Annotated in this window: 29 protein-coding genes; 13 read left to right on the top strand and 16 right to left on the bottom strand. The window is 59.4% G+C overall.

Features of this window, described 5'->3' with window-relative positions:
* Window positions 1-142 precede the first annotated feature (142 nt).
* Together upp and KVH01_RS00490 are read left to right on the top strand one after the other, a co-directional pair.
* On the top strand, window positions 143-781 hold the full coding sequence (gene upp, locus KVH01_RS00495) for a uracil phosphoribosyltransferase (RefSeq protein WP_003188608.1): 639 nt from the start codon (window positions 143-145) through the stop codon (window positions 779-781).
* 2 nt (window positions 782-783) lie between these two features.
* Window positions 784-2,058, top strand: coding sequence for a uracil-xanthine permease family protein (locus KVH01_RS00490; protein WP_005784866.1), 1,275 nt, complete (start codon window positions 784-786; stop codon window positions 2,056-2,058).
* A gap of 126 nt (window positions 2,059-2,184) precedes the next feature.
* Here the strand turns inward: KVH01_RS00490 and hisC are convergent, their stop codons facing one another.
* The 10 genes from hisC to KVH01_RS00440 form a co-directional block, all read right to left on the bottom strand.
* Entirely contained in the window at window positions 2,185-3,237 is a 1,053-nt protein-coding gene (gene hisC / locus KVH01_RS00485) for a histidinol-phosphate transaminase (protein ID WP_217880097.1), read from the bottom strand.
* A 3-nt stretch (window positions 3,238-3,240) separates the two neighbouring features.
* Complete coding sequence (gene hisD, locus KVH01_RS00480) at window positions 3,241-4,563, bottom strand: histidinol dehydrogenase (RefSeq protein ID WP_217880096.1); 1,323 nt, start codon at window positions 4,561-4,563, stop codon at window positions 3,241-3,243.
* Between the two features lie 127 nt (window positions 4,564-4,690).
* Window positions 4,691-5,326: an ATP phosphoribosyltransferase gene (gene hisG, locus KVH01_RS00475; protein WP_003188599.1), complete on the bottom strand. Its 636-nt coding sequence runs from the start codon at window positions 5,324-5,326 to the stop codon at window positions 4,691-4,693.
* A 212-nt stretch (window positions 5,327-5,538) separates the two neighbouring features.
* Entirely contained in the window at window positions 5,539-6,804 is a 1,266-nt protein-coding gene (gene murA, locus KVH01_RS00470; RefSeq protein WP_046070935.1) for a UDP-N-acetylglucosamine 1-carboxyvinyltransferase, read from the bottom strand.
* Between the two features lie 23 nt (window positions 6,805-6,827).
* The gene (locus KVH01_RS00465; RefSeq protein ID WP_128588490.1) at window positions 6,828-7,082 is read right to left on the bottom strand and encodes a BolA family protein; all 255 of its coding nucleotides are present in this window, start codon (window positions 7,080-7,082) and stop codon (window positions 6,828-6,830) included.
* Between the two features lie 114 nt (window positions 7,083-7,196).
* A complete protein-coding gene (locus KVH01_RS00460; protein ID WP_043050765.1) occupies window positions 7,197-7,502 on the bottom strand; it encodes an STAS domain-containing protein in 306 nt (101 codons plus the stop codon).
* Window positions 7,499-8,146, bottom strand: a complete 648-nt coding sequence (locus KVH01_RS00455) for an MlaC/ttg2D family ABC transporter substrate-binding protein (RefSeq protein WP_043050764.1) — start codon at window positions 8,144-8,146, stop codon at window positions 7,499-7,501. Before KVH01_RS00455 ends, KVH01_RS00460 begins: the two co-directional genes overlap by 4 nt.
* Before the next feature lie 11 nt (window positions 8,147-8,157).
* Window positions 8,158-8,625, bottom strand: a complete 468-nt coding sequence (gene mlaD, locus KVH01_RS00450; RefSeq protein WP_003171814.1) for an outer membrane lipid asymmetry maintenance protein MlaD — start codon at window positions 8,623-8,625, stop codon at window positions 8,158-8,160.
* Window positions 8,625-9,422 (bottom strand): lipid asymmetry maintenance ABC transporter permease subunit MlaE, encoded by a 798-nt coding sequence (mlaE, locus tag KVH01_RS00445; protein WP_043050763.1) that lies wholly within the window; start codon window positions 9,420-9,422, stop codon window positions 8,625-8,627. The genes mlaD and mlaE overlap by 1 nt, the downstream gene beginning before the upstream one ends.
* The gene (locus KVH01_RS00440) at window positions 9,422-10,231 is read right to left on the bottom strand and encodes an ATP-binding cassette domain-containing protein (RefSeq protein WP_003216128.1); all 810 of its coding nucleotides are present in this window, start codon (window positions 10,229-10,231) and stop codon (window positions 9,422-9,424) included. The genes mlaE and KVH01_RS00440 overlap by 1 nt, the downstream gene beginning before the upstream one ends.
* A gap of 309 nt (window positions 10,232-10,540) precedes the next feature.
* Between KVH01_RS00440 and KVH01_RS00435 the strand changes: the two genes are divergently transcribed.
* From KVH01_RS00435 to KVH01_RS00390, 10 genes are all read left to right on the top strand, one after another.
* The gene (locus KVH01_RS00435) at window positions 10,541-11,515 is read left to right on the top strand and encodes a KpsF/GutQ family sugar-phosphate isomerase (RefSeq protein ID WP_043050762.1); all 975 of its coding nucleotides are present in this window, start codon (window positions 10,541-10,543) and stop codon (window positions 11,513-11,515) included.
* On the top strand, window positions 11,516-12,040 hold the full coding sequence (locus KVH01_RS00430) for a KdsC family phosphatase (RefSeq protein WP_056845505.1): 525 nt from the start codon (window positions 11,516-11,518) through the stop codon (window positions 12,038-12,040). It abuts the gene before it with no gap.
* 8 nt (window positions 12,041-12,048) lie between these two features.
* On the top strand, window positions 12,049-12,621 hold the full coding sequence (gene lptC, locus KVH01_RS00425) for an LPS export ABC transporter periplasmic protein LptC (protein ID WP_043050760.1): 573 nt from the start codon (window positions 12,049-12,051) through the stop codon (window positions 12,619-12,621).
* Window positions 12,608-13,141, top strand: a complete 534-nt coding sequence (lptA, locus tag KVH01_RS00420; RefSeq protein ID WP_217880095.1) for a lipopolysaccharide transport periplasmic protein LptA — start codon at window positions 12,608-12,610, stop codon at window positions 13,139-13,141. Before lptC ends, lptA begins: the two co-directional genes overlap by 14 nt.
* Window positions 13,141-13,866 carry an LPS export ABC transporter ATP-binding protein gene (gene lptB / locus KVH01_RS00415; protein WP_005784841.1) on the top strand — a complete coding sequence of 242 codons (726 nt, stop codon included), beginning with the start codon at window positions 13,141-13,143 and terminating at the stop codon, window positions 13,864-13,866. The genes lptA and lptB overlap by 1 nt, the downstream gene beginning before the upstream one ends.
* Before the next feature lie 184 nt (window positions 13,867-14,050).
* Window positions 14,051-15,544 carry an RNA polymerase factor sigma-54 gene (locus KVH01_RS00410; RefSeq protein WP_043050758.1) on the top strand — a complete coding sequence of 498 codons (1,494 nt, stop codon included), beginning with the start codon at window positions 14,051-14,053 and terminating at the stop codon, window positions 15,542-15,544.
* Window positions 15,545-15,618: 74 nt separating this feature from the next.
* Entirely contained in the window at window positions 15,619-15,924 is a 306-nt protein-coding gene (hpf, locus tag KVH01_RS00405; protein WP_003171804.1) for a ribosome hibernation-promoting factor, HPF/YfiA family, read from the top strand.
* Window positions 15,925-15,934: 10 nt separating this feature from the next.
* Window positions 15,935-16,399 carry a PTS IIA-like nitrogen regulatory protein PtsN gene (gene ptsN / locus KVH01_RS00400; protein ID WP_043050757.1) on the top strand — a complete coding sequence of 155 codons (465 nt, stop codon included), beginning with the start codon at window positions 15,935-15,937 and terminating at the stop codon, window positions 16,397-16,399.
* A gap of 2 nt (window positions 16,400-16,401) precedes the next feature.
* Window positions 16,402-17,259 carry an RNase adapter RapZ gene (rapZ, locus tag KVH01_RS00395; RefSeq protein WP_043050756.1) on the top strand — a complete coding sequence of 286 codons (858 nt, stop codon included), beginning with the start codon at window positions 16,402-16,404 and terminating at the stop codon, window positions 17,257-17,259.
* 16 nt (window positions 17,260-17,275) lie between these two features.
* Window positions 17,276-17,548: an HPr family phosphocarrier protein gene (locus KVH01_RS00390; protein ID WP_217880094.1), complete on the top strand. Its 273-nt coding sequence runs from the start codon at window positions 17,276-17,278 to the stop codon at window positions 17,546-17,548.
* Window positions 17,549-17,569: 21 nt separating this feature from the next.
* Here the strand turns inward: KVH01_RS00390 and KVH01_RS00385 are convergent, their stop codons facing one another.
* The 6 genes from KVH01_RS00385 to pmbA form a co-directional block, all read right to left on the bottom strand.
* Window positions 17,570-18,463, bottom strand: a complete 894-nt coding sequence (locus KVH01_RS00385; RefSeq protein WP_217880093.1) for a ZIP family metal transporter — start codon at window positions 18,461-18,463, stop codon at window positions 17,570-17,572.
* A 32-nt stretch (window positions 18,464-18,495) separates the two neighbouring features.
* The gene (locus KVH01_RS00380) at window positions 18,496-19,107 is read right to left on the bottom strand and encodes a superoxide dismutase (protein ID WP_043050753.1); all 612 of its coding nucleotides are present in this window, start codon (window positions 19,105-19,107) and stop codon (window positions 18,496-18,498) included.
* Window position 19,108: 1 nt separating this feature from the next.
* Complete coding sequence (locus KVH01_RS00375) at window positions 19,109-19,537, bottom strand: hypothetical protein (protein WP_043050752.1); 429 nt, start codon at window positions 19,535-19,537, stop codon at window positions 19,109-19,111.
* A 26-nt stretch (window positions 19,538-19,563) separates the two neighbouring features.
* A complete protein-coding gene (locus KVH01_RS00370; RefSeq protein WP_217880092.1) occupies window positions 19,564-20,940 on the bottom strand; it encodes a class II fumarate hydratase in 1,377 nt (458 codons plus the stop codon).
* Window positions 20,933-21,328 (bottom strand): FagA protein, encoded by a 396-nt coding sequence (locus KVH01_RS00365; protein ID WP_217880091.1) that lies wholly within the window; start codon window positions 21,326-21,328, stop codon window positions 20,933-20,935. The genes KVH01_RS00370 and KVH01_RS00365 overlap by 8 nt, the downstream gene beginning before the upstream one ends.
* A 143-nt stretch (window positions 21,329-21,471) precedes the next feature.
* Window positions 21,472-22,818 carry a metalloprotease PmbA gene (pmbA, locus tag KVH01_RS00360; protein ID WP_217880090.1) on the bottom strand — a complete coding sequence of 449 codons (1,347 nt, stop codon included), beginning with the start codon at window positions 22,816-22,818 and terminating at the stop codon, window positions 21,472-21,474.
* Between the two features lie 108 nt (window positions 22,819-22,926).
* Here pmbA and yjgA point away from each other — a divergent pair, with 108 nt between their 5' ends.
* A complete protein-coding gene (yjgA, locus tag KVH01_RS00355) occupies window positions 22,927-23,448 on the top strand; it encodes a ribosome biogenesis factor YjgA (protein WP_046070919.1) in 522 nt (173 codons plus the stop codon).
* Window positions 23,449-23,477: the final 29 nt, after the last annotated feature.

Genomic DNA, 23,477 nt, shown 5'->3' with positions numbered 1-23,477 from the left:
TGGCAAGAAAAGCGGGCGAAGGTACGCTTCTCGTGCGCTCCAATCAAGCCTTTATGGACTAACGTACTTGATGTCTATAGGACAACACCCTCGGATAGATTAATCTAGGCCGGTTTTTTTGCCCGCCGCCGGAGCCTTTCCCATGCCCACTCGCGAGATCCGCCACCCGCTGATCCGACACAAACTCGGCCTTATGCGCCGTGCCGACATTAGCACGAAGAATTTCCGTGAGCTTGCTCAGGAAGTCGGAGCGCTGCTCACTTACGAAGCCACCAAGGATTTACCCCTGGAGACCTACGAGATCCCCGGTTGGGCCGGTCCCGTACAAGTGGAGAAAATCGCCGGTAAGAAAATTACCGTCGTGCCGATCCTGCGCGCCGGTATCGGCATGCTCGAAGGCGTCCTCAGCCTGATCCCGGGCGCCAAGGTCAGCGCCGTGGGCGTAGCCCGCAATGAAGAAACCCTGCAGGCCCACACCTACCTGGAAAAACTCGTCCCGGAAATCAACGAACGCCTGGCCATGATCATCGACCCGATGCTCGCCACCGGTAGCTCCATGGTCGCAACCATCGACCTGCTGAAAAAAGCCGGCTGCCGAGACATTCGCGCCATGGTGCTGGTGGCCGCGCCCGAAGGTATCGCCGCCGTCGAGAAGGCTCACCCTGATGTGCAGATCTACACTGCGTCCATCGATGAGCGCCTGAACGAGCACGGCTACATTATCCCAGGCCTGGGCGATGCCGGTGACAAGATCTTCGGCACCAAGCAGAAGGACGCGTGAGCATGCAGGATGAATTCAACGACCCGCTTTGGCGCCAGATCCTGTCTGGCGCACAGATGCTCTTCGTAGCATTTGGCGCGCTGGTGTTGATGCCACTGATCACAGGTCTTGATCCAAACGTCGCACTGTTCACCGCAGGCCTGGGCACGTTGCTGTTCCAGGTGGTGACAGGGCGACAGGTGCCGGTCTTCCTGGCATCGAGCTTCGCCTTTATCACCCCGATCATTCTCGCCAAGGGCCAGTTCGGCCTGGCGGCGACCATGGGTGGGGTGATGGCGGCAGGTTTTGTCTACACGTTCCTGGGCCTGGCCGTGAAGGTCAAGGGCACCGGGTTTATCGACCGGCTGTTGCCACCCGTGGTGATCGGCCCGGTGATTATTTCCATCGGCCTGGCCATGGCACCGATTGCCGCCAATATGGCCATGGGCAAGTCCGGCGACGGTGCCGAGTTGATCCATTACCAGACGGCAATGCTGATTTCGATGCCGGCGCTGCTCACCACCTTGATCGTGGCGGTGTTCGGCAAGGGTATTTTCCGCCTGGTGCCGATTATTTCCGGGGTGCTGGTGGGGTTTGCCATGTCGTTCTACTTTGGCGTGGTCGACACAGCAAAGATCGCCGCTGCCCCCTGGTTCGCCCTGCCCCATTTCACCGCGCCGGAGTTCAACTGGCAGGCGATCCTGTTTATCGTCCCAGTGGCCCTGGCCCCGGCGATCGAGCATATCGGCGGTGTGATTGCAGTAGGCAGCGTAACCGGCCGTGATTACCTGAAAAAGCCCGGCCTGCACCGCACGCTGCTGGGTGACGGCATTGCCACTACGGCAGCGGGGATGTTTGGCGGCCCGCCGAACACCACCTACGCCGAAGTGACCGGCGCAGTGATGCTGACCAAGAACTACAACCCGAAGATCATGACCTGGGCGGCGGTGTTTGCCATCAGCCTGGCGTTTATCGGCAAGTTCGGCGCACTGCTGCAGAGCATCCCTGTACCGGTGATGGGCGGGATTCTATGCCTGCTGTTCGGTTCGATTGCCGCAGTGGGGATGAACACGCTGATTCGCCACAGAATCGACCTGGGTGAAGCGCGCAACCTGGTGATTGTGTCGGTGACCCTGGTGTTCGGGATCGGCGGTGTGTTGGTCGGCACCGGCACCGGCCCGGATGATTTCGGCCTCAAGGGCATTGCCCTGTGTGCGGTGGTAGCGATTGGTCTGAACCTGCTGCTGCCGGGCAATGATGGCTGGAAGAACAAGAAGCCTGACGAGCCGCTGATCTAACCGACACTGTAGAACCCAATGTGGGAGGGGGCTTGCTCCCGATTGCGGTGTATCAGTCACTATCCTTGTTGACTGACACTCCGCTATCGGGAGCAAGCCCCCTCCCACATTGTATTGCAGCGTCTGTTATAGCTCGCCGAGCCCATCGACCAGCGCCTGGTTCTGCTCCGGCGTACCGATGCTGATCCGCAGGAACTGGGCAATCCGCTCCTGCTTGAAGTGCCGCACGATCACCCCTTGCTGACGCAACTTGGCCGCCAGGCCGGCTGCGTCGTGTTGCGGGTGGCGAGCGAAGATGAAGTTGGCCGCTGATGGCAACACGTCAAAGCCTTTAGCCTGCAACTGCGCAACGAGCTTCTCGCGACTGTCGATCACCAACTGGCAGGTCTTCGCGAAATACTCACGGTCATCGAACGCCGCCGCCGCACCGACAACCGCCAGCCGATCCAACGGGTAGGAGTTAAAGCTGTTCTTGACCCGCTCCAGCGCCTCGATCAGGTCTGGGTGGCCCACGGCCAGGCCCACACGCAAACCGGCCAGTGAGCGCGATTTGGACAGGGTCTGGGTCACCAGCAGGTTCGGGTAACGGTCTACCAGGCTGATGGCGGTCTCGCCGCCGAAGTCGATATAGGCCTCATCGATCACGACGACCGAGTCCGGGCTGGCCTTGAGGAGCTGCTCCACCGCATCCAACGCCAGTACGCAGCCGGTCGGCGCGTTCGGGTTGGGGATGATGATCCCGCCGTTGGGCTTGGCGTAGTCCGCCACGCGGATCTGGAACTGTTCATCCAACGGCACGGCGTCGAACTTGATGCCGTACAAGCCGCAGTACACCGGGTAAAAGCTGTAGCTGATATCCGGGAACAGCAGTGGCAGATCGTGCTGGAACAGGCCATGAAAGATGTGCGCCAGGACTTCATCGGAACCGTTACCGAGGAACACCTTGCCAGCATCGATTCCGTAATACTTGGCCACGGCCTGCTTGAGCAGGTCGCTGTTGGGGTCCGGGTACAGGCGCAGGTTGTCGTTCAGCTCGGCCTGCATGGCCGCCAGCGCCTTGGGCGATGGGCCATAAGGGTTTTCATTGGTGTTGAGCTTGACCAGCTTGGTCAGCTTTGGTTGCTCACCGGGTACGTAAGGCACGAGGTTCTTGACGAAAGGGCTCCAGAATTTGCTCATGCCTCAGTTCCCCTTCTCGTCAAGAATGCGATATTCAGCGCTGCGTGCGTGGGCACTCAAGGATTCACCACGGGCCAGCACCGAAGCGGTCTTGCCCAGTTCGGAAGCGCCTTGGGGTGAACAGAAGATGATCGACGAGCGCTTCTGGAAGTCGTACACCCCCAGTGGCGACGAGAAGCGCGCGGTGCCCGAGGTCGGCAGCACGTGGTTAGGCCCGGCACAGTAGTCACCCAGGGCTTCGCTGGTGTGGCGCCCCATGAAGATCGCCCCAGCGTGACGAATCGACGGCAGCCAGGCCTGTGGGTCCGCTACGGACAGCTCAAGGTGCTCCGGCGCGATGCGGTTGGCCACCTCGATGGCCTGCTCCATGTCACGCACCAGGATCAGCGCACCGCGGCCATTGATCGACTTCTCGATGATTTCGGCACGCTCCATGGTCGGCAGCAGCTTATCAATGCTGGCGGCAACCTTGTCGAGGAACTCGGCGTCGGGGCTGACCAGGATCGCCTGGGCGTCTTCGTCGTGCTCGGCCTGGGAAAACAGGTCCATGGCGATCCAGTCCGGGTCGGTCTGGCCGTCACACACCACGAGGATTTCCGAGGGGCCGGCGATCATGTCGATGCCGACCTGGCCGAAAACATGGCGCTTGGCCGTGGCGACATAGATATTGCCGGGGCCGACCACCTTGTCGACCTTCGGCACGCTTTCGGTGCCATAGGCCAGCGCCGCGACGGCTTGGGCGCCACCGATGGTGAATACGCGGTCGACGCCGGCGATGCAGGCGGCGGCCAGCACCAGCTCGTTGATCTCGCCACGCGGGGTCGGTACCACCATGACCACTTCGGTTACGCCCGCGACCTTGGCCGGAATTGCATTCATCAGCACCGACGACGGATAAGAAGCCTTGCCGCCCGGTACATACAGGCCAGCCCGGTCCAGCGGCGTGACCTTCTGGCCCAGCACGGTGCCATCGGCCTCGGTGTAGCTCCAGGAGTCCTGCTTCTGTTTTTCGTGGTAGCTGCGTACCCGAGTCGCTGCCACTTCCAAGGCTTCGCGCTGCGCGATGGTGATGCGTGTCAGCGCCAGCTCCAGGCGTTCGCGGGGCAGGATCAGGTCAGCCATGGACTTGACGTCCAGGCCGTCGAACTGACGGGTGAAGTCCACCAGCGCCGCGTCACCGCGCTCGCGCACGGTCTTGATAATGTCGAGCACGCGCTGGTTGACCGAATCGTCGGACACGCTTTCCCAGCTCAGCAGATGATCCAGATGATGGGCGAAATCCGGGTCGGCAGCGTTGAGTCGGGCAATTGCAGTGGACGTGGTCATAGCGAGGGCCTCATAGGATTGGCAAAAAACTCAGGCGCCCTAAACTACCGTTCGCTCCGCTTGGGCACCTGAGAATTCTGGCTATGAGGCGGATAGACGGGCGCAGCCTTTGGGCTACGCGGGTGAGTCAACCGCGGTGTCGAGACTCCACTGCCTTGCGCAGGGTGTCGATCAACGCCTGGATACGGGCGTGCTGCATCTTCATCGACGCTTTGTTGACGATCAGGCGGGAGCTGATGTCGGCAATGAAATCCTGCGGTTCCAAACCGTTGGCGCGCAGGGTGTTACCGGTGTCGACCACGTCGATGATCTTGTCGGCCAGGCCGATCAGCGGTGCCAGCTCCATCGAGCCGTAGAGCTTGATGATATCGACCTGGCGGCCTTGTTCGGCGTAGTAGCGCTTGGCGACGTTGACGAACTTGGTGGCGACCCGCAGGCGGCCCTTGGGCTCGACATCGCCGACACGGCCGGCGGTCATCAGCTTGCACAGGGCGATACGCAGGTCCAATGGCTCGTAGAGGCCCTGGCCACCATATTCCATCAGTACGTCCTTGCCGGCCACACCCAGGTCGGCGGCACCATGTTCAACGTAGGTCGGCACGTCGGTAGCCCGCACGATCAGCAGGCGCACGTCGTCCTGGGTCGTGGGGATGATCAGCTTGCGGCTCTTGTCCGGATTCTCGGTCGGCACGATGCCCGCTTCAGCCAGAAGCGGCAAAGTGTCGTCAAGGATGCGGCCCTTGGACAGTGCGATGGTCAACATGGGAACGTCAGTCCTTCATCAGGCTATTGCGGCCCGGTCGCAAATGGCGCCGGACACAGATCGAGGCCATGACAGCCTCGATTTGAAACAAACCAGTGCGTGTAGGAGCGAGCTTGCTCGCGAAGAACGTCAACGATAACGCGTTTACTCAGAGTCAACGCGGTGTACATGAGTTTTTCGCGAGCAAGCTCGCTCCTACAGTGCAGCGGGGGTTAGCCCGGTACGCGGCGGATTTTTGCGCCGAGCATCTGCAGTTTTTCCTCGATGCACTCGTAGCCACGGTCTATGTGGTAGATGCGGTCGATCAGGGTGTCGCCTTCGGCGCACAGTGCCGAGATCACCAGGCTGGCCGAGGCACGCAGGTCGGTAGCCATCACTGGCGCGCCCTTGAGCTTGTCGATGCCGGTGACGATGGCGGTATTGCCTTCGACCTGGATCTTGGCGCCCATGCGGTGCAGTTCATACACATGCATGAAGCGGTTTTCGAAGATGGTCTCGATCACGGCACCGGTGCCTTCGGCAATCGCGTTCAGGGAGATGAACTGCGCCTGCATGTCGGTCGGGAAGGCCGGGTATGGAGCTGTACGCACGTTGACGGCCTTTGGCCGCTTACCGTGCATGTTCAGCTCGATCCAGTCTTCACCGGTGGTGATTTCTGCGCCGGCTTCCTTGAGTTTTTCCAGGACGGCTTCAAGGATGGTCGGATCGGTGTCCTTGACCTTCACACGACCACCGGTGACGGCAGCGGCGACCAGGTAGGTACCAGTCTCGATACGGTCCGGCATGACTTTATAGGTGGCAGTGTGCAGACGCTCTACACCATCAATGGTGATGGTGTCGGTGCCAGCACCGGAAACTTTCGCACCCATGGCGTTGAGGAAGTTGGCCAGGTCGACCACTTCCGGCTCACGTGCGGCGTTTTGCAGCACGCTGCGGCCTTTGGCCAGGGCAGCGGCCATCATGATGTTCTCGGTACCGGTTACGCTGACGGTATCAAAGAAGAAGTTCGCACCACGCAGGCCGCCTTCCGGCGCCTTGGCCTTGATATAGCCGCCTTCGACGTCGATGATCGCGCCCATGGCTTCCAGGCCACGGATGTGCAGGTCGACCGGACGCGAACCAATGGCGCAACCGCCAGGCAGGGCCACTTCGGCTTCACCGAAACGGGCAACCATCGGGCCGAGTACCAGGATCGACGCACGCATGGTTTTCACCAATTCGTACGGAGCGATCAAAGTCTTGATGGTTCGCGGGTCGATTTCGACTGACAGTTTCTCGTCGATCACAGGCTCAATGCCCATGCGACCGAACAGCTCGATCATGGTGGTGATGTCGTGCAGGTGCGGCAGGTTGGCCACCGTCACCGGGCCGTCGCACAACAGGGTTGCTGCCAGGATCGGCAAGGCGGAGTTTTTCGCACCGGAAATGCGGATCTCGCCATCGAGGCGGGCACCGCCGGTAATAATCAATTTATCCATAAGAATCTCGACGCCTTGGGGGCTCAGGTGCGCTCGGCCCAGGCCGCGCGGCTGAAAAATTTCATAGTGACCGCGTGGATGCTGCCATCGGTGATCCACGGGTTCAAATGGGCATAGATCTGCTGTTGACGCTTGACCGGGCTCAACGCCGCCAGTTCATCGCTAATCACATTCAGCTGGAAGTTGCAGCCTTCGCCTTCAACTTCAACCTGCACTTGTGAAGAAAAGTTTTCCGCCAGCTTTTCTTCAAGGAAGCTTTTAACTTCGTTGGCCTGCATGCTCAACCTCTATCGGCGCCCAGTGCGCACGGGTCGCACATCATACAAAAAAGCCCCGCGCCTGCGAACCCCGCATAGCAGGACTCTGACGGGGGGCTTTCCTGAAAGTGTGTCTTAAGGATGCGCCAGCAGCTCGGTCAGACCAGAAACCTGGGCAATCTCACGCATGTCTTCGGGCAATGCGCGGATGCTGACCGGCTTTCTGGCCGCCTCGGCATCGCGCATGAAGCACAGCAACAACGACAGGCCGACACTGCTGGATTTGGTCACCGCCGAGCAATCGAGCACCACTTCGGGCGCCTTGCTGGCCTTGATCAGCGCCTGGCCCTGCTTACGCAGGTCAGGCCCGGTACGGTAATCCAGCACGCCGCTGAGGAACAGCTCGCCGGCGTCGCCGATACGAACAGCCGACTCGGTCATTGCGCAGGCTTCCCGGCAGCTTTGTCGGTTTCTTCCTTGGCCTTGGCAACTTCACCGGCCCAACCATTGATGGTCTTGTCCAGATCATTGCCATTGCGCTGCATCGCATCGGCGAACTGGTCACGGAACAGCTTGCCGATGTTGATGCCGTTGATGACCACGTTGCGCAGCTTCCATTCACCGTTGATTTTCGTCAGGGTGTAGGACACCGGATAGATCGCGCCATTGCTGCCGGAGACTTTCATCCCGACCTCGGCACGGTCGCCCGACTCCTCCTTGGCAGGGTCAACGACGATGCCCTGGTTGTTGTATTCCAGCAGAGCGTTGCCATAGAACTGGAACAGGCCACGCTTGAAGTTTTCCTGGAACGTCTGCATCTGCGCCGGGGTTGCCTTGCGCGAATACTTGACCGTCATGATGCTTTTGGAAATGCCTTCGGCATCGACCACCGGGCCAACAATGGTGTTGAGTGCTTGGTAGAACCGGGAAGGGTCTTGTTTGTACTGCTCTTTGTTAGCCTTCAGGTCGGCCAGCATCCGGCTGGTCGTGTCCTGCACCAAATCGTGCGCAGAACCTGCCGCGTTGGCCATCAGCGGCAACGCTGCAAGCAGTACCAGCAGGCCACGTCGCAAGGTAGAGATCATGAACAGATTCCTCATTTAGCGTCTTTATTGACCGTATTGAGCAGGAATTTACCGATCAGGTCTTCAAGCACCAGCGACGACTGCGTGTCGTGGATGGTCGAACCATCCTTGAGCAGGGCTGTTTCCCCGCCCACGCTGACACCGATGTATTTCTCGCCCAGCAGACCCGCAGTGAGGATAGATGCCGTGGAGTCAGTCGGCAGATTATCTACCTTCTTGTCCAACTGCATGGTCACCCGCCCGGTGAAGCTGTCGCGATCCAGATCGATTGCCGTGACCTTGCCGATGGTAACGCCGGCCATGGTCACTTTAGCTCTGACCGTCAAACCGGCGATATTGTCGAAGTACGCGTAAAGTTTATATGTATCGGCGGTGGGGCTGGCCGAAAGGCCGCTGACTCGCAGGGCCAACAACAGTAAAGCCAGGATGCCAGCCAGCAAGAAAAGGCCGACACCGATTTCCACAGTGCGGTTTTGCATCAGAAATCTCCAAACATCAAGGCGGTCAAAATGAAGTCAAGGCCCAGTACCGCCAACGAGGCGTACACAACGGTCTTGGTGGTGGCGCGACTGATCCCTTCTGAGGTGGGCTCGCAGTCATAGCCTTGGAATACGGCGATCCAGGTCACCACAAAGGCAAAGACAATGCTCTTTATGATGCCGTTGAGCACGTCACCGGTGAAGGTCACGCTGTTTTGCATGTTGGCCCAGTAGGAGCCGTCATAGACACCCAACCAGTCAACCGCCACCCACGAACCACCCCAGATACCCACCACGCTGAAAATCATCGCCAGCAATGGCAGGGAAATGAAGCCGGCCCACAGGCGCGGGGCAACAATGTACTTGAGCGGGTCCACGCCGATCATTTCCAGGCTGGACAGCTGCTCGGTGGACTTCATGTTGCCGATTTCGGCAGTCAACGCCGAACCTGCACGCCCCGCGAACAACAAGGCGGTGACCACCGGGCCAAGCTCACGCAGCAGGGTCAGGGCCACCATCTGGCCTACCGCCTGCTCCGAACCGTAGCTGGACAGGATGTTGAAGCCCTGCAGCGCCAGCACCATGCCGATGAACACCCCGGAGACCACGATGATCACCAGGGACATCACGCCGACTGCATGCAACTGCTTGAGCAGCAGGCCAAAGCCGCCGCCGATGCCGCCGCGGCCCAGCAGGGCGTGGAACAGGAAAATGGTCGAACGCCCCAGGACTTCGACGATGTCGATACCCGAGCGACCGAAAAGGCGAACCTTCTCGATGAGAGATGTCTTGCGCATCAGCGCTTCCCCAGAAGATCTGAGCGGTAGTCCGCTGCCGGAAAGTGAAAAGGCACCGGGCCATCGGGATCGCCGGTCATGAATTGGCGAATGCGCGGGTTATCGGCGTTCATCAACTCTTCAGGCGTACCCTGCCCCAGCACTTGGCCATCACCCACTACATAGAGGTAGTCGGCGATGCTCGCGGTTTCGGCCAAATCGTGAGACACCACGATACTGGTGATCCCCAGCGCATCGTTGAGCAGACGGATCAGGCGCACCAGCACGCCCATGGCGATCGGGTCCTGGCCAACGAACGGCTCGTCGTACATGAGGATCTGTGGGTCGAGGGCGATGGCTCGCGCCAGGGCGACACGGCGCTTCATGCCGCCGGACAATTCGTCGGGCATCAGGTCGATGGCACCACGAAGGCCCACGGCCTGCAGTTTCAGCAACACGATGTCACGAATCATTTCATCGGACAGCTGGGTGTGCACCCGCAGCGGGAAGGCTACGTTTTCGAAAACATCGAGGTCGGTGAACAGCGCGCCGCTCTGGAACAGCACGCCCATATGCTTGCGCGCATCGAACAGGTCGCTGCGCGACAGGGTCGGCAGATTCTGGCCATTGACCCACACTTCGCCCGCACTGGGCCGAAGTTGCATGCCCATCAGGCGCAACAGGGTGGTCTTGCCGCAACCGGAAGGCCCCATGATGCCCGTGACCTTGCCGCGAGGAATGCGAATATCGACGTTATTGAAGATGCTGCGCGTCCCGCGCTTGAAGGAAAGACCCTTCAGCTCGACCGCGTAGGCGTTATCGGCACTCATCTAATCTCCTTGGGATGCAGCCTTTCACTCAGACACCATGTGTGCGACTTTGGTTTGCAAAGGATGCGCAATAGTTAGGTACATGGGTTGGGTGGACCGAACTGGCGGCGAACTATATCACTGCTGGTACAGAGCGCCCAAGGCCGGAACAGCGCTCGTTCAGATTTGGGACAGGGAAAAAACGTTGCCTCCTATGTTACCGACGATGATTTTCATGTACTTCGCGCACAAACCCTGACGAACTTACGTGAGCGAATTGATCATTACAGCTATAATCGCCGACTTTTCGTCAGGCTATACGATTCAGACATGAGCCAATCCAGCGAGCTTATTCAATCTGCACAACGTACTATCCGCCTCGAGCTTGAAGCCGTAGAAGGTTTGCTGGCCCATATCGACGCAGATTTCGTACGCGCATGCGAGATGATTCTGGCCAGCAAGGGCCGCGTTGTCGTGGTCGGCATGGGCAAGTCCGGCCACGTCGGCAACAAGATCGCCGCCACCTTGGCAAGTACCGGGACCACCGCGTTTTTCGTGCACCCGGCCGAAGCCAGCCATGGCGACATGGGAATGATCACCAAGGATGACGTGATCCTGGCGCTGTCCAACTCCGGCACCACCAACGAAATCGTGACCCTGTTACCCCTGATCAAGCGTCTGGGCATCCAGATGATCAGCCTCACCGGCAACCCTGAATCTACGCTGGCCAAGGCTGCCGACGTCAACCTGAACGTGCATGTGACCCACGAGGCCTGCCCGCTGAACCTGGCTCCCACCTCCTCCACCACCGCGGCGCTGGTCATGGGCGATGCGCTGGCCGTGGCGCTCCTGGAGGCCCGCGGCTTCACCGCCGAAGACTTCGCATTTTCCCACCCCGGCGGCGCGCTCGGCCGTCGCCTGCTGCTGAAAGTGGAGAATGTCATGCATTCGGGCGCCGAACTGCCAAGCGTTCCACGCGGCACCCTGCTCAGGGATGCGCTGATGGAAATGACCCGCAAGGGCCTGGGCATGACGGCGATCCTCGAACCCGATGGGCGCCTGGCCGGGATATTCACCGACGGCGACCTGCGTCGAACCCTGGACCGCACTATTGATATCCACACTGCAACCATCGACGCCGTCATGACACCTCACGGCAAGACCGCCCGCGCTGAAATGCTCGCAGCGGAAGCGCTGAAAATCATGGAAGACCACCGGATCGGCGCACTCATCGTCGTCGACAACGATGATCGCCCGGTCGGGGCCCTTAACCTTGGCGACTTGCTGCGCGCAGGAGTGATGTAGATGAACGGCGACCTGTTGCAACGCGGTAAAAACATCAAGCTGGCGATTTTCGACGTTGACGGCGTGCTGACTGATGGCCGCCTGTACTTCCTCGAAGATGGCAGCGAATTCAAGACGTTCAACACCCTCGATGGCCAGGGCATCAAGATGCTCATGGCGGCCGGTGTGCAAACGGCGATTATCAGTGGTCGAAAGACACCGGTTGTGGAACGCCGCGCACAAAACCTGGGGATTGCTCACCTGTATCAGGGCCGTGAGGATAAACTGGTGGTGCTGGACGAGCTTCTTGGCCAACTCAACCTAAGCTATGAACAGGTCGCCTATTTGGGTGACGACCTGCCCGACCTGCCGGTGATTCGACGGGTGGGCCTGGGCATGGCCGTCGCGAATGCCGCGGCGTTTGTACGCGAACACGCCCATGGCATCACCACCGCCCGTGGCGGCGAGGGTGCCGCCCGCGAGTTCTGCGAGTTGATCCTGCGTGCCCAGGGCAGTCTTGAAGCGGCCCACGCCGCCTACCTATAGAGCGTTATATGCTGAGTAAAAAGATCCGCAACTTCCTGTTATTCGGGGTCATCGCCGCGCTGCTCCTGGCGGTGGGCTACTGGAATATCAGCCCGGGGCGCTTTCTCGACAAGCCTGTTGCGCAGGTTGACGAAGGCGTTATCGACTATTACGCCACGAACGCCTACAGCATCCAGTATCTGCCCGATGGGAAGGTGCAATATGAAATGACGTCGGACAAGGTCGAGCACTTGAAGGCCTCGGAAGTCAGCCTGCTGACCAATCCGGACCTGAACCTGTATCGCGGCACCGAATTTCCATGGCACGTCACCAGCAAACGTGGCGAGGTCAACCCGGACGGCACCGAAGTTGAACTGATCGACTCGGTGCGCGTCGCACGTACAGACGCGCAGAACCGCGACACCATCATTACCAGCAGTCGCATGACGGTATTCCCACAGAAGCAATATGCGCAGACCGAGCAAGACGTTAGAATCGACGGCGCTGGCGGTGTATCGACTGGCAAGGGAATGAAAGCGTATTTGAAAGAAAGCAGGATACACCTGCTATCGAACGTAAGAGGACAGTATGAGGCTCGTTAAAACCCTCCCTATTTTGCTCGGTCTGGGCGCAGCACTGGGAAGCGTGAGCGCCTGGGCTCTGCCGAACGATAGCCAGCAACCGATCCACATCTCGGCTGACGATGCTCAGCTGGATGACAAACAAGGTGTTGCCACCTACACCGGCGGCGTGATCATCACCCAGGGCTCGATGAAGATCACCGGTAATACGGTGACCCTGACGCGTACCCAGGCCGGCGATATCGATGTCGTGACCTCAGTGGGCAACCTCGCTTACTTCGAACAGAAGCAGAAGGCACAAGATCCAGGCCCGATGAAGGGCTACGGCAAGACCATTCAATACCATGCCCAGCAAAATCGCATTGTATTGATCGACCAGGCCAAGGTGCTGAGCGCCGACGGCAACTCGACCGAAGGCGAGAAAATCGTCTACAACACCCAGACCCAGGTCGCCCAGGCCGGTCGCGCCAATGGCAACAAGGTCACCGCACCTCGTCCGCGTATCGACATGGTTATCCAGCCGAAGAAGAAGGCCGAGTAATGGCGACCCTGAAAGCCCAGCACCTGGCCAAGGCCTATAAAAGCCGCCAGGTTGTACGTGACGTCAGCCTGTCGATCGACAGCGGCCAGATCGTCGGCTTGCTCGGCCCCAACGGTGCCGGCAAGACTACCTGCTTCTATATGATCGTCGGGCTGGTCCAAGCCGACCAGGGTCGGGTATTGATAGACGATCTGGATGTCAGCCACCAGCCAATGCATGGTCGTGCGCGGGCAGGTATCGGCTATCTTCCGCAAGAAGCGTCGATCTTCCGTAAACTGTCGGTGGCCGACAACATCATGGCGATCCTGGAGACCCGCAAGGAACTCGATCGCGATGGCCGCCGCAAAGAGCTGGAAAGCCTGCTGCAGGAATTCCACATCAACCACATTCGCGACAACCTCGGCATGAGCCTGTCCGGTGGCGAGCGTCGCCGCGTAGAAATCGCCCGCGCCCTGGCGACCGCACCGAAGTTCATCCTGCTGGATGAACCGTTTGCCGGTGTCGACCCGATCTCGGTGGGCGATATCAAGCAGATCATCCACCACCTCAAGGCCAAGGGAATTGGTGTACTGATCACCGACCACAACGTCCGTGAAACCCTCGATATTTGCGAAACTGCCTATATCGTCAACGATGGCCAGCTGATTGCCGAAGGCGATGCCGAGACTATCCTGGCCAACGAGCTGGTCAAGGAAGTGTATCTGGGTCACGAGTTCCGCCTGTAGGCGCAGTGGTTTCGCGCCTTTCCCGGGAGCGCGCAGGAGTCAATAGAAACCTTAGTTTTTTTATTGTTACCGCGCTCTAGGCAAAGGCCCCGAGATCAGGCATATAATTTGCTTATGTTTGGCGCTCACGCGCCCTGTCGTGGATGGCGCATTGCGCCGGCGAATAAGGTGTTAAGCCCCTGCCATGAAACCATCGCTAGTCCTGAGAATGGGCCAGCAGCTGACGATGACACCGCAGCTGCAACAGGCCATCCGCCTGCTCCAATTGTCGACCCTGGACCTGCAACAGGAAATCCAGGAGGCCCTGGAGTCCAATCCGATGCTCGAACGCCAGGAAGAAGGCGACGACTTCGACAATGCCGACCCGCTGGCCGATAACATCGAGCAAAAACCCAACCCCGATGTGCAGGAACCTTCCTATCAGGAAACCGCCCCTACGGTGGATAACCTCGAGGACGGCGAATGGAACGAACGCATTCCCAACGAGCTTCCCGTGGATACTGCATGGGAGGACGTGTACCAGACCAGCGCCAGCAGCCTGCCGAGCAATGATGATGACGAGTGGGACTTCACCACCCGCACCTCTGTCGGCGAGAGCCTGCAGAGCCACCTGCTGTGGCAGCTCAACCTGGCACCGATGTCCGACACCGATCGCCTGATCGCGGTCACCCTGATTGACTGCATCAACAACCAGGGCTACCTGGACGAAACCCTCGACGAAATCCTAGAGGCCTTTGACCCGGAGCTGGACATCGAGCTGGACGAAATCGAAGCCGTCTTGCATCGCATCCAGCAATTCGAGCCCGCAGGCATAGGCGCCCGCACTCTCAGCGAGTGCCTGCTGCTGCAACTGCGCCAACTGCCGGCCAAAACGCCTTGGCTGGCCGAAGCCAAACGCCTGGTGTCGGACTACATCGATCTGCTGGGCAGTCGCGACTACAGCCAGCTGATGCGCCGCATGAAGCTCAAGGAAGACGAGTTGCGCCAGGTCATCGAGCTGGTGCAGAGCCTCAACCCGCGCCCCGGCTCGCAGATCGAATCCAGCGAGGCTGAATATGTTGTCCCTGACGTGATCGTGCGCAAGGACAACGAACGCTGGCTGGTCGAACTGAACCAGGAATCGGTACCCCGTCTGCGGGTCAACCCGCAATACGCCGGTTTTGTGCGCCGCGCAGATACCAGCGCCGACAATACCTTCATGCGCAACCAGTTGCAGGAAGCGCGCTGGTTCATCAAGAGCCTGCAAAGCCGCAACGAAACCTTGATGAAGGTCGCGACCCAGATCGTCGAGCACCAACGCGGTTTCCTGGAATACGGCGACGAAGCCATGAAGCCTCTTGTCCTGCACGATATCGCCGAAGCGGTCGGCATGCATGAATCGACGATTTCCCGGGTGACCACGCAGAAATTCATGCATACCCCACGGGGTATTTATGAGCTGAAATACTTTTTCTCCAGCCACGTCAGCACCTCCGAGGGCGGTGAATGCTCCTCCACGGCGATCCGCGCGATCATCAAAAAACTGGTTGCCGCGGAAAATCAGAAAAAGCCGTTGAGTGACAGCAAGATCGCTGGTTTACTGGAGGCACAAGGCATTCAGGTCGCCCGTCGAACCGTCGCCAAGTACCGCGAGTCCCTTGGGATCGCGCCTTCCAGCGAGCGTAAGCGTTTGATGTGACGGGCAGGCCACAGCGTTCCAGTGGCAGGCGTTTTGCCTGCCGCTTTATGCACTGGCAACGAAGGAGAAGCTGTATGCAAGTCAACATCAGTGGACACCAACTGGAAGTCACCAAGCCCCTGCGTGAGTACACCGAGAGCAAGCTGAACAAGCTTGCGGGGCATTTTGACAAGATCACCAACGTGCAGGTCATCATGGAGGTCGATAAGCTCAAGCAGAAAATCGAGGCCACCCTCCACGTACCGAATGCGAAGCTCGTTGCCAATGCAGAACATGAAGACATGTACGCGGCGATTGACTCGCTCTACGACAAGCTCGACCGCCAACTCATAAAGCATAAGGAAAAGAATCTGCACCTGATGCAAGGTACAGGTCGTTAACTCTCCCCCCATGATCCGACTTGAAACCATCCTGACCCCCGGCCGTTCCCTTGTGAACGCGCCGGGCGGCAGCAAGAAGAAAGCCCTCGAGCAAATTGCCAACCTGATCAGTAGCCAAGTGCCTGAACTGGAGATGCAAGATGTCTTCGAGGCCCTGATTGCCCGTGAAAAACTCGGTTCGACAGGTTTTGGCAACGGCATTGCGATTCCCCATTGCCGCCTTAAAGGCTGCGACACGCCTGTCAGTGCGCTGCTGCATTTGGAAAAACCCATCGATTTCGACGCCATCGATGGCGCCCCGGTCGACCTGCTGTTCGTGCTGCTGGTCCCGGAAGCTGCCACCGATGCGCACCTGGAGCTGCTCCGGCAGATCGCCAGCATGCTCGACCGCAAGGAAGTACGTGACAAACTGCGCAGTGCCAGCAGCAATGAGGCGCTCTATCAGGTCGTCTTGGATGAACAAAACGGGCAGTAATCATGCGTTTGATCATCGTCAGCGGCCGTTCCGGCTCAGGTAAAAGCACCGCCCTCAATGTCCTTGAGGACAACGGTTTCTATTGCATCGACAATTTGCCCGCCGGCCTGCTGCCGGAGCTGGCAGAACGCGCACTGATCCATACTGAATTGGCGCAACCTCTGGTCGCCGTGTCTATCGATGCCCGCAACCTGCCCAGCCACCTCTCGCGGTTCCCGGAACTGCTGGAAGAGGTGCGCGCCAAGCATATTCATTGCGATGTGCTGTACCTGGATGCCGACGAAGAAACATTGCTCAAACGCTTCTCAGAAACTCGTCGCCGCCACCCACTCAGCAGCGCCAACCGCTCCCTGGCTGAAGCCATCGAGGACGAGACCAAGCTGCTCGGGCCGATCATTGATCTGGCCGACCTCAAGATCAACACCACCAACCTGAATCTGTATCAGTTGCGCGATGCGATCAAGCTGCGCCTGCTGAACCAGCCCGAGCCCGGCACTGCATTCCTGGTCGAATCATTCGGCTTCAAACGTGGCATGCCGGTGGATGCCGACCTGGTGTTCGATGTGCGCTGCCTGCCCAACCCCTATTGGAAGCCAGAGTTGCGCGATCAGTCCGGGCTGGACCAGCCTGTGGCAGACTACCTGGCTGCGCAACCGGATGTGGAAGAGATGTTCCAGGATATCTCCAGCTACCTGCTCAAATGGTTGCCACGCTTCGCCGCGAGCAATCGCGCCTACGTCACCATTGCCATTGGTTGCACCGGCGGCCACCACCGCTCCGTCTATCTGACCGAACGGCTGGGCCAGGTATTGCAACAAACCCTCAAGAACGTCCAGGTCCGCCACCGCGACCTTAGCTGAAAGGAACACCACTGCGATGCCGGCTCGGGAAATTGAAATCATCAACAAGTTAGGCCTGCACGCCCGGGCCTCAGCCAAATTCGTCGGCGTGGCCGGGAAGTACCCTTGTCAGATCCGCGCTGGTCGTACGCCGGAATCCATGGTCGATGGCAAGAGCATCATGGCGATGATGATGCTGGCGGCCGGCAAGGGCACCAAGATTCACCTGAAGACCGAAGGCGAGCAGGAGCAGGAAGCGATGGACGCTTTGGTTGAGCTGATCAATAACAAATTCGATGAAGGTGAGTAGTCGCCGATACAGGGGCAGGCTTCAGCCCAACGCCGTATCCATCACCATCATCAGGCAGAACCCGATGCACAGCCCGAGGCTGGCGAGCTTTTCGTGACCATTTCGGCGCGATTCGGGTATCACTTCGTGGGTCACCACCAAGAGCATCGCACCGGCGGCCAGCGCCAGGCCCAAGGGCAATAACACCTCGGCCAGGCTCACCAGCCAGGCGCAAAGCACCGCAAATACCGGCTCAACCAAACCTGATGCGGCGCCAATCAAAAAAGCTTTGACCCGCGACATCCCCGCTCCAGCGAGCACCAGCGCAATCACCAGGCCCTCCGGTACGTCCTGCAAGGCAATGCCCATGGCCAGACTATCGGCATCCGGCATGCCACCACCCGCCGAGACACCCACAGCCATACCCTCTGGAATATTGTGAGCAATGATGGCAAACACAAATAGCCAGATACGCGGCGGGATCACCGGTTTATCCGGTGTGCCCACCAGCATTTCCGGGCTGGCACCGGAGACCTTGCGATCGACCAGGTACAGACCGAAAGCCCCCAGCATAATGCCGAAGCTGATCAGCCCACCCGCCTCCCAAGGCGAAAGCCCCAGACTCTCAGCCGCGGCAATACCCGGCACGACAAGGGAAAAAGCGGTCGCCGCCAGCATCACACCAGCACCGAACCCCAGCAGAGTATCGCTCAGCGCTATCGGCATGCGCCGAATCACCAGCACTGGGACCGCGCCCAACGCCGTGCCGAGCGCGCAAATCGCGCCTCCCTGCAAAGCGCGCAGGATGCGGGGCTCCAGGTTCAGCCAGGCCAGCCCATGGGCCACCAGCAACGCGGTACCAGCCAATAGCAACAGCGAGCCAAACGCATAACGAAACATTCGCACGCTACTGATCGCCAGTGTTTCAGTGCCCATAGTCGGCCTTAGATCTTGTTATAGGGTGAGTATCAGGCCAAGGCAGCCTGGTAGCGGGCGGCGACTTCGGGCCAGTTGATAACACTGTAGAAGGCATTGATGTATTCCGGGCGACGGTTCTGGTAGCGCAGGTAGTAAGCGTGCTCCCACACGTCCAGGCCCAGGATCGGCGTATTGCCAGCCATCAGTGGGCTGTCCTGGTTGCCGCTGCTTTCCACCACCAGTTTTTTTTGCGGGGTGACGCTGAGCCAGGCCCAGCCACTGCCGAAGCGGGTCAAGGCAGCCTTGGTAAAGGCTTCCTTGAAACGATCATAGCCGCCCAGTTGTTCGTCGATAGCATGACCGAGCGCACCCTCTGGCTTACCGCCGCCGGTGGGCGACATGACGGCCCAGAACAGTGAATGGTTGGCATGCCCGCCGCCTTGATTGATCACGGCGGCCCGCAGCGTTTCCGGCAATTGATGAACGCTGGACACCAGTTTTTCCACCGGCCAACCGGCGAACTCAGTGCCCTCGACCGCAGCGTTGAGGTTGTTGATATAGGTCTGGTGGTGCTTGGTGTAGTGAATCTCCATGGTTTGCGCGTCGATATGCGGCTCGAGGGCATCGTAGGCGTAAGGCAGGGCCGGCAAGGTGTAAGTCATATCAATGTGCTCCATAGTGAGACATAGTCGATTGCGGCGCAGCAACGCCCAACAAGCGATGCGTGCGCGGGTATTCGCCGTGATCGCTGATGAAGTTCAGCAGCTCGACATAAGTCTTGCTGCTCTGGCGCAACGCCGCCTCGCGCAATTGCGGGCTGAGGCGCGGGTCCTGCATGGTCTGCAACAGGCGCTGGTGAATGGCGCAGAGGTACTCTGCGCTTTCCTCAGGCTGGTTCAGGCGCAGATGCAGGTCCGCCAGGTTGTGATGGGAAATGACGCAAGCCGCCACTGCTTCGTCGGCATCCGCCCAGCGCTCGAACAACACTTGGGCCAGGGCCAGGGCTTGCAGATAGGCCTCGCGGGCGTCAACCAGCTCACCCGCCATAAAACAGCGATTGGCCCGTTCGATCGTGCGTTTCCAGTGCTCCATGGTGAGCCTCCAAAGCAGGTCGTTGATTACACGCCGCCGGCCGTGAGCTTTTCCGGGTCCAGCAGGACCTCCAGTTGGCTACGCGGCAGGTCGGTGTATTCGAGGGCGACATCGATCACCGGGCGGCCTTGCTGATAAGCCTTCTTGGCGATTTCAGCGGCTTTTTGGTAACCAATGATCGGGTTGAGCGCAGTGACCAGAATAGGATTGCGCGACAGCGCCTCCTTGAGCTTGGCCTCGTTGACCTTGAAACTGGCAATGGCCTTGTCCGCCAGTAAACGGCTGGAATTGGCGAGCAATTCAAGGCTGCTGAGCAGGTTCTGGGCGATGATCGGCAGCATCACGTTCAGCTCGAAGTTGCCCGATTGACCGGCCACGGTGATCACCGTGTCATTGCCGATGACCTGGGCGGCTACCATCGCTGTGGCCTCCGGTATCACCGGGTTGACTTTGCCCGGCATGATCGACGAGCCCGGCTGCAAGCCTTCCAGTTCAATTTCACCGAGGCCGGCGAGTGGGCCCGAGTTCATCCAGCGCAGGTCGTTGGCGATCTTCATCAGCGAGACGGCCGTGGCTTTCAACTGGCCGGAGACAGCGACAGCAGTGTCCTGGGAGCCGATCAGCGCAAACAGGTTTGTTCCTGGAGTGAACTTCACCCCGGTCAAGCGGCTCAGTTGCTGGCTGAAACGCCCGGCAAACTCGGGGTGCGCGTTGATCCCGGTACCCACGGCGGTGCCGCCCTGGGCCAGTGCTTGCAAGGCTGGAAGCAGGTCCTGCAAGTGACCGATATTGGCCTTGAGCTGCTGCGCCCAGCCATTGAGCACCTGGCTCATGCGTACTGGCATGGCGTCCATGAGATGTGTACGGCCGGTCTTGATGAACGGGTGAACCTCTTCGGCCTTTTGCTCGATCACCTGCACCAGGTGCAGCAGGGCCGGCAGCGTTTGTTCATGCAGGACCAACGCAGCACTGACGTGAATGGTGGTGGGGATGATGTCGTTGCTGCTCTGGCCGCAGTTGACATGGTCATTCGGGTTGACCGTCTCGCCGAGCAACCGGCTGGCAAGGGTGGCAATCACTTCATTGGCGTTCATATTGGAGCTGGTGCCGGAACCGGTCTGGAAGATATCCACCGGGAAGTGCTGCATGTAGTCGCCTTCCAACAAGCCTTGGGCGGCATCGACAATGGCCTTGCCCTGCCCTTCGCTGATTTGCTTGAGATCGACGTTGACCTTGGCCGCGGCGGTCTTGGCCAGAATCAGCGCACGAATGAATTGCGCCGGCATGCGTTGATGGCTGATGGGAAAGTTGTTCACCGCACGCTGGGTCTGGGCGCCATACAAAGCCTCTGCGGGGACCTTCAACTCGCCCATGCTGTCGCGTTCGATACGGGTATTACTCATCGGAGGATCCTTGCACAAGGTCAGACACAGAAATGGAAGGACGCAATTGGCAGGTCGCCAATTGCCAGGCGAAGGTCTGCCAGCGCTTGAGTCGGCATGGGCAGTGGGAGAGTTTTTCCAGGTCGCGTAGCGGGCGCCATGCCTGGTCCAGGCACATGGAACGCCAATGCCAGGGCAGCGCAATATCACTGGCGGTGTCGATCAGCAAACGAAACGAGGTTTCGGCGATCGTCCAGGGATGGGTCGCGGTGCAACACGCCAAGTACCGACCTTCATTGAGATAATGCTCGATCAGGCGTGGTTCATCGGGATCGAGGCCGCAGCGAATCTGGCGACTCATCCAACGCCAGCTTTCCAGGTAAGGATCCTCATGCAGGACAGAACTCATGATCCACACTCATTCGGTAATGATATTTATTATTAAATGATATTGAGAATCAAAACAAGTGCTCGAGATTAATCATCCCGTTACCAAGCCATAAAGCGCGCCATCCCACGGATGGCGCGCCTTTGATTGAGGGTTTGAGGGGGTTAGCTGCCTGCGACAGTCATCCGCTCGATAAGCACCGAACCCGTACGAATATTGCTGCGCAGCTCCAGATCATTCCCCACGGCAACGATCTGCTTGAACATATCGCGCATATTGCCGGCAATCGTCACTTCCTGGACGGCGAACTGAATCTCGCCATTTTCTACCCAGAACCCCGCCGCACCGCGAGAGTAATCACCGGTGACCATATTCAGGCCGTGGCCCATCAATTCGGTGACCAACAACCCACGTCCCATGCGCCGCAACAACGCAGCCTGGTCTTCATCACCATGGGTGACAAACAGGTTATGTACCCCGCCGGAGTTCGCGGTGCTTGGCAGGCCAAGCTTGCGACCGGCATAAGTGCCCAGTACATAGGAGACCAGCTCGCCCTTCTCGACAAATGGCTTGGCATAGGTCGCCAGGCCATCACCGTCAAACGACGAACTGCCCATGGCTCCCATCAGGTGCGGGCGCTCGTCGATGGTCAGCCACTCTGGAAACAGCTTCTGACCGATGGCGCCTTCAAGGAACGAAGACTTGCGATACAGGTTGCCCCCGGAAATCGCGCCGAGGAAGCTACCGAACAAACCACCGGCCAGCTCTGCGGAAAATAGCACCGGCACTTCGCACGTCGGCACCGGGCGCGCACCGAGACGGCTGGCGGCACGTTGCGCGGCGCGCTGGCCAATGCTGACGGGGTCCGCCAACAAATTGCCCTGGCGATTCACGTCGTACCAGTAATCACGCTGCATCTGGCCGTTGGCTTCGGCGATCATCACGCAGCTGAGGCTATGTCGCGTCGAAGCGTAACCACCAATAAAGCCATGGCTGTTGCCGTAAACGCGGCAGCCCTGGTGGGTGCTCAGCGTAGTGCCATCAGCATTCTTGATCCGGGCATCGGTATCGAATGCCGCCGCTTCGCAGACCAGCGCCTGCTCGATGGCTTGCTCGGGGGTGATGTCCCAGGCGTGAAACAGGTCGAAATCCTGTACTTCCCTGGCCATCAGCGCCTTGTCGGCCAGCCCCGAGCTTTCATCTTCGGACGTGTGCCTGGCAATCGCCAGTGCAGCGGCAACGGTCTCGCGAATGGCTTCCGGGCCACTGGCCGAGGTGCTGGCCGAGCCTTTGCGCTGGCCTGCGTACAAGGTGATGCCAAACCCCTGATCGCGATTGAACTCGACAGTTTCCACTTCTCGCTGGCGCACCGACGTCGACAACCCCTGCTCCAGCGACACCGCTACTTCACAGGCACTGGCCCCCTGGCGCTTGGCCTCGGCAAGGATCTGCTCGACTTGTTCCTGCAGTGCCGGTAACGCTTGCGGACCGACGCTTTGGGCTGCACTCATGGTTTTCTCCACTCAAATTCTGCTTTCGGTTAAGGCCATCGAGCGACCGGGCCGGACAAGCGGCCCCCGACTGGTTATCATGGCGGCGTTTCTTTGCGGACTGCCACCATGGTTGATTCTTACGACGACTCCCTCGATGGGGAGAAAAGCAAAACCCAGGTCAAGCGCGAGCTGCATGCGCTGGTTGACCTTGGCGAGCGCCTCACAACGCTCAAAAAAGAGTTGATTGCCAAACTGCCACTGACCGACGAAATGCGCCGGGCCTTGGCGGATGCGCCCAAGCACAGCGCGAATATCGCGCGTAAACGGCACATCATGTTTATTGGCAAACTGATGCGCGATCAGGACATTGACGCCATTCTGGCCTTGCTCGATCAAACTGATGCCTCCACTCGCCAGTACAACGAACGTTTCCATAACCTGGAACGTTGGCGTGACCGCCTGATCGCGGGCGATGACGCCGTGCTGGAGAAATTCGTGCTGGACTATCCGGACGCGGACCGCCAGCAACTGCGCTCTCTGATCCGTCAGGCCCAGCACGAACTGGCGCATAACAAAGCGCCGGCCACCAGCCGTAAAATCTTCAAATACATCCGTGAGCTGGACGAGACTCAACGCGGCCTGCGCTGATCCTCTTCCCCGGGTGGCGGTCTTCGCCA

The organism is Pseudomonas khavaziana (assembly GCF_019145205.1).
Classification (GTDB): Bacteria; Pseudomonadota; Gammaproteobacteria; order Pseudomonadales; family Pseudomonadaceae; genus Aquipseudomonas; species Aquipseudomonas khavaziana.
The sequence above is the reverse complement of the archived record's forward strand: the minus strand, read 5'-3'. Positions and strand labels throughout refer to the sequence as shown.

Bases quoted from the DNA above. Each gene is read 5' to 3' on its own strand.
- hpf (WP_003171804.1), top strand. From the start codon at position 15,619: ATGCAAGTCAACATCAGTGGACACCAACTGGAAGTCACCAAGCCCCTG.
- lptA (WP_217880095.1), top strand. From the start codon at position 12,608: ATGAGGCTCGTTAAAACCCTCCCTATTTTGCTCGGTCTGGGCGCAGCA.
- lptB (WP_005784841.1), top strand. From the start codon at position 13,141: ATGGCGACCCTGAAAGCCCAGCACCTGGCCAAGGCCTATAAAAGCCGC.
- hisG (WP_003188599.1), bottom strand. From the start codon at position 5,326: ATGTTGACCATCGCACTGTCCAAGGGCCGCATCCTTGACGACACTTTG.
- KVH01_RS00375 (WP_043050752.1), bottom strand. From the start codon at position 19,537: ATGGAGCACTGGAAACGCACGATCGAACGGGCCAATCGCTGTTTTATG.
- hisD (WP_217880096.1), bottom strand. From the start codon at position 4,563: ATGACCACGTCCACTGCAATTGCCCGACTCAACGCTGCCGACCCGGAT.
- KVH01_RS00490 (WP_005784866.1), top strand. From the start codon at position 784: ATGCAGGATGAATTCAACGACCCGCTTTGGCGCCAGATCCTGTCTGGC.
- KVH01_RS00390 (WP_217880094.1), top strand. From the start codon at position 17,276: ATGCCGGCTCGGGAAATTGAAATCATCAACAAGTTAGGCCTGCACGCC.
- KVH01_RS00455 (WP_043050764.1), bottom strand. From the start codon at position 8,146: ATGATCTCTACCTTGCGACGTGGCCTGCTGGTACTGCTTGCAGCGTTG.
- lptC (WP_043050760.1), top strand. From the start codon at position 12,049: ATGCTGAGTAAAAAGATCCGCAACTTCCTGTTATTCGGGGTCATCGCC.
- KVH01_RS00385 (WP_217880093.1), bottom strand. From the start codon at position 18,463: ATGGGCACTGAAACACTGGCGATCAGTAGCGTGCGAATGTTTCGTTAT.
- pmbA (WP_217880090.1), bottom strand. From the start codon at position 22,818: ATGAGTGCAGCCCAAAGCGTCGGTCCGCAAGCGTTACCGGCACTGCAG.
- KVH01_RS00430 (WP_056845505.1), top strand. From the start codon at position 11,516: ATGAACGGCGACCTGTTGCAACGCGGTAAAAACATCAAGCTGGCGATT.
- KVH01_RS00440 (WP_003216128.1), bottom strand. From the start codon at position 10,231: ATGAGTGCCGATAACGCCTACGCGGTCGAGCTGAAGGGTCTTTCCTTC.
- KVH01_RS00380 (WP_043050753.1), bottom strand. From the start codon at position 19,107: ATGACTTACACCTTGCCGGCCCTGCCTTACGCCTACGATGCCCTCGAG.
- KVH01_RS00465 (WP_128588490.1), bottom strand. From the start codon at position 7,082: ATGCAGGCCAACGAAGTTAAAAGCTTCCTTGAAGAAAAGCTGGCGGAA.
- rapZ (WP_043050756.1), top strand. From the start codon at position 16,402: ATGCGTTTGATCATCGTCAGCGGCCGTTCCGGCTCAGGTAAAAGCACC.
- mlaE (WP_043050763.1), bottom strand. From the start codon at position 9,422: ATGCGCAAGACATCTCTCATCGAGAAGGTTCGCCTTTTCGGTCGCTCG.
- KVH01_RS00410 (WP_043050758.1), top strand. From the start codon at position 14,051: ATGAAACCATCGCTAGTCCTGAGAATGGGCCAGCAGCTGACGATGACA.
- KVH01_RS00370 (WP_217880092.1), bottom strand. From the start codon at position 20,940: ATGAGTAATACCCGTATCGAACGCGACAGCATGGGCGAGTTGAAGGTC.
- KVH01_RS00365 (WP_217880091.1), bottom strand. From the start codon at position 21,328: ATGAGTTCTGTCCTGCATGAGGATCCTTACCTGGAAAGCTGGCGTTGG.
- murA (WP_046070935.1), bottom strand. From the start codon at position 6,804: ATGGATAAATTGATTATTACCGGCGGTGCCCGCCTCGATGGCGAGATC.
- hisC (WP_217880097.1), bottom strand. From the start codon at position 3,237: ATGAGCAAATTCTGGAGCCCTTTCGTCAAGAACCTCGTGCCTTACGTA.
- mlaD (WP_003171814.1), bottom strand. From the start codon at position 8,625: ATGCAAAACCGCACTGTGGAAATCGGTGTCGGCCTTTTCTTGCTGGCT.
- KVH01_RS00460 (WP_043050765.1), bottom strand. From the start codon at position 7,502: ATGACCGAGTCGGCTGTTCGTATCGGCGACGCCGGCGAGCTGTTCCTC.
- KVH01_RS00435 (WP_043050762.1), top strand. From the start codon at position 10,541: ATGAGCCAATCCAGCGAGCTTATTCAATCTGCACAACGTACTATCCGC.
- ptsN (WP_043050757.1), top strand. From the start codon at position 15,935: ATGATCCGACTTGAAACCATCCTGACCCCCGGCCGTTCCCTTGTGAAC.
- upp (WP_003188608.1), top strand. From the start codon at position 143: ATGCCCACTCGCGAGATCCGCCACCCGCTGATCCGACACAAACTCGGC.
- yjgA (WP_046070919.1), top strand. From the start codon at position 22,927: ATGGTTGATTCTTACGACGACTCCCTCGATGGGGAGAAAAGCAAAACC.